Genomic DNA, 3349 nt, shown 5'->3' with positions numbered 1-3349 from the left:
CGCATCTGCGCTTCAATTTCTTTTGAGTAAGGTTTTATCTTGGGTCGATTTTAAATAAAGTTTATGAGTTGCATCATTATAATTCTTAAATTGAACTTGCCTAAATTAATTTGTGCTCATTCCTAATACACTTTAGATTAGCAACCTCAGCTGACTATCGGCTCTCCTAAGACTGACAACAACTGGGCACATCAGTCTTTAAAAACTTAACCCCCATATTTATTGAGTTTATCTTAATAAAATATAGTGTATTTAGCATAAATTTACTACCAAAGACGGCCTAATACGACTAAAATAACTTAGTAAACTTTGTGTAAATGTATTTTAAAACCGCTCTCTCAGAGTGCGAGATAAAGCATAAACTTGACTCCTCATTCCTTAACTAGCCCATATAACCAACTCTACTAAAACGGAATCATATGACACATTCACTTGAAAAATCTAGCAATGTCGTCTGGCATCAATCAACAGTCAACAGAAAACGCCGAGAGGAAAAAAACCAGCATAAATCAGTAGTACTTTGGTTTACGGGGCTTTCTGGCTCAGGTAAATCTACACTTGCTCATGCCGTTGAAGAACAACTCTATCAACTTGGCTTAAATACTTTTGTACTGGATGGCGACAATGTACGTCATGGACTCAACAAAGACCTCAGTTTTAGTGATACAGACCGTAAAGAGAATATTCGGCGTATTAGTGAAGCAGCAAAACTTATGCTAGAGGCTGGAATAATCACATTAACCGCGTTTATATCACCTTTCAGAGAAGAGCGCGCTATGGCCAGAAGTCTTATGCCCCACGGTGACTTCCTTGAAATCCACTGTTACTGCCCACTAGAAGTCTGCGAAACTAGAGATGTAAAAGGACTGTACAAAAAAGCACGTAATGGCGAAATTAAAGACTTTACCGGCATCTCATCGCCTTATGAAGCGCCCACCAATCCCGAATTAAGAATTGATACTCACGCACTCTCTCTGGAAAAAAGTGTACAACAGGTTATCTCCCTGTTGCGTGCCCGCCATATATTGCCAGATAAAGAGATCAACTAATGCACTATGACATTTTTAACGGCGATGCCGATGGTATATGCGCACTTATACAACTACGTTTAGCTCACCCGATTAGCTCAACTTTAGTGACCGGGATCAAGCGAGACATCCAGTTACTAAAAAAAATCAATGCAAGTTCTGGCGACCAACTCACCGTGCTCGATATTTCCCTACAAAAAAATGCTGATCAGTTAAAAAACTTCTTAACCTTAGGTGCAAGAATTTTTTATGCAGACCATCACCAAGCAGGCGACATCCCGCAGCATCCCCATTTAACTGCATTAATTAATACTAGCACTGATACCTGCACGAGTTTAATTATCAACCAGCACTTACAAGGGCAATTCCCACTATGGGCCATTACTGCTGCTTTTGGTGATAACTTACATCAGAGCGCCAAACAATTAGCTAAAACCTTGGACATTCACTCCGACACACTAGAACAATTAGAAAAACTCGGCACTTATATTAATTACAATGGCTATGGTAGCTGTATAGCAGATCTACATTTTGCACCGGATAAACTTTATCAGGAAATGGCCAGCTACACCTCCCCACTTGATTTTATTACTAATAACCCGCTTATCTATAATCAACTTGAACAAGGTTATTTAGAGGATATGCACAATGCTGAACAAACTCAAGCTGAATATAGCACCGAAAAAGTTGCAGTCTTTATATTACCTGATAAAACATGGGCAAGACGGGTAAGCGGAGTTTTTAGCAATGATTTGGCTAATCAACACCCTAATAGAGCACATGCAGTCCTTACAGTTACTCCAGATAATGACTATCAAGTCAGTGTCAGAGCACCATTAAACAATAAAACTAAAGCAGACGAGCTATGCGCGTCATTTGCTACGGGCGGTGGGCGCAAAGCAGCAGCAGGTATAAACCATTTACCCATAACTGAGCTGGAAAATTTTATTGCAAAATTTGGTGAAATGTATAGTTAAACATCAGGTGGTTAAGTTAACAATCAACTTAGCCCCTATAACTGGGTCTTACATCAAACTGGTTAGATTCACTCATAAGTTCGAATATTTAGGGTTACGCCAAAACGCCATTAATTATTATAAGATTAAAGAGAACCAGTCACATGAGACATCAGGAAATTAAATATGCTATTTAATTCATACATATTTATCTTTGCATTTTTACCCATTACATTTACCCTCTATTTTATTCTTGCCAGATACAAAAATGGTGAAACAGCTATTACTTTTTTAGTTCTGGCTTCCTTATTTTTTTATGGCTGGTGGAACCCTACGTATCTGGTCTTAATGCTAGTATCCATTAGCGTTAACTATACGATTGGAGAGTCTATAGTTCGTTACCGTGCAGCAAATAATTTGCATCAAACCAAGCTACTATTAACGATCGGTATTATTTTTAATCTAGGCTTACTTGGCTATTTTAAGTATGCCAACTTTATCTTTGAAAATACCAACTTACTTTTAGGGTTTAACTTTCCTATTAATGAAATTATTCTGCCCTTAGCTATTTCATTTTTTACCTTTCAACAAGTTGCTTATCTTATTGACGCTTATAAGGGTATCACCGAAGAATTTAAATTTTCTCACTACGTCTTATTCGTCACTTTTTTTCCTCAGTTAATTGCTGGCCCCATCGTTCATCACAAAGAAATGTTGCCACAATTCATGCAGTTAGATAGCATGAAACCGCGCTTGGAAAATGTGGTAACCGGGCTAAACATCTTTGCTCTGGGTTTATTTAAAAAAGTAGTGTTAGCTGATGGAGTTGCCCAATACGCATCCCCTGTTTTTACCGCAGCGGCAGCCGGTGAACCTATGTCATTTTTTGTCGCTTGGGGGGGGGCGCTAGCTTATACTTTGCAACTGTATTTTGATTTTTCAGGATACTCGGACATGGCAATAGGCATTGCCAGAATGTTTGGTATTCAACTTCCCCTTAATTTTGCATCTCCTTATAAATCACTCAATATTATAGAGTTCTGGCGACGCTGGCACATGACTTTATCGCGCTTTTTACGTGACTATGTTTATTTCGGCTTAGGAGGGAATCGCAAAGGAAATACTCGTCGTTATATAAATTTATTAGCAACTATGCTTTTAGGTGGTTTATGGCATGGTGCAGGCTGGACTTTTATCTTTTGGGGTGGCTTACATGGGCTCTATCTGGTTATCAACCATCGCTGAAAATCAGGGAAACGGAGCGATAGCGAAGTGATGATTTTTAGTCCGCAGTAGGCGACAGGGAAATTCGCCAATCCGAAGTGCACTGCGGTAGCAGTGCGCGAGGGAGGCTAGAATTTAATC

General features: G+C 39.1%; 3 protein-coding genes. All 3 read left to right on the top strand.

The features are described 5' to 3' along the window. Positions 1-419: 419 nt before the first annotated feature. The 3 genes from cysC (at position 420) to BQ7314_RS02325 (ending at position 3229) form a co-directional block, all read left to right on the top strand. Positions 420-1049 (top strand): adenylyl-sulfate kinase, encoded by a 630-nt coding sequence (cysC, locus tag BQ7314_RS02335; RefSeq protein ID WP_174482098.1) that lies wholly within the window; start codon positions 420-422, stop codon positions 1047-1049. After that, positions 1049-2005 carry a DHH family phosphoesterase gene (locus BQ7314_RS02330; RefSeq protein ID WP_174482097.1) on the top strand — a complete coding sequence of 319 codons (957 nt, stop codon included), beginning with the start codon at positions 1049-1051 and terminating at the stop codon, positions 2003-2005. Before cysC ends, BQ7314_RS02330 begins: the two co-directional genes overlap by 1 nt. A 165-nt stretch (positions 2006-2170) precedes the next feature. Further along, on the top strand, positions 2171-3229 hold the full coding sequence (locus tag BQ7314_RS02325; RefSeq protein ID WP_174482096.1) for an MBOAT family O-acyltransferase: 1059 nt from the start codon (positions 2171-2173) through the stop codon (positions 3227-3229). Positions 3230-3349 lie beyond the last annotated feature (120 nt).

The organism is methanotrophic endosymbiont of Bathymodiolus puteoserpentis (Logatchev) (genome assembly GCF_900128525.1).
Classification (GTDB): domain Bacteria; phylum Pseudomonadota; class Gammaproteobacteria; order Methylococcales; family Methylomonadaceae; genus Methyloprofundus.
The sequence above is the reverse complement of the archived record's forward strand: the minus strand, read 5'-3'. Positions and strand labels throughout refer to the sequence as shown.

What these genes read in the sequence shown, in the direction of transcription:
- BQ7314_RS02330 (WP_174482097.1), top strand. Translation starts at nt 1,049, where the DNA reads ATGCACTATGACATTTTTAACGGCGATGCCGATGGTATATGCGCACTT.
- cysC (WP_174482098.1), top strand. Translation starts at nt 420, where the DNA reads ATGACACATTCACTTGAAAAATCTAGCAATGTCGTCTGGCATCAATCA.
- BQ7314_RS02325 (WP_174482096.1), top strand. Translation starts at nt 2,171, where the DNA reads ATGCTATTTAATTCATACATATTTATCTTTGCATTTTTACCCATTACA.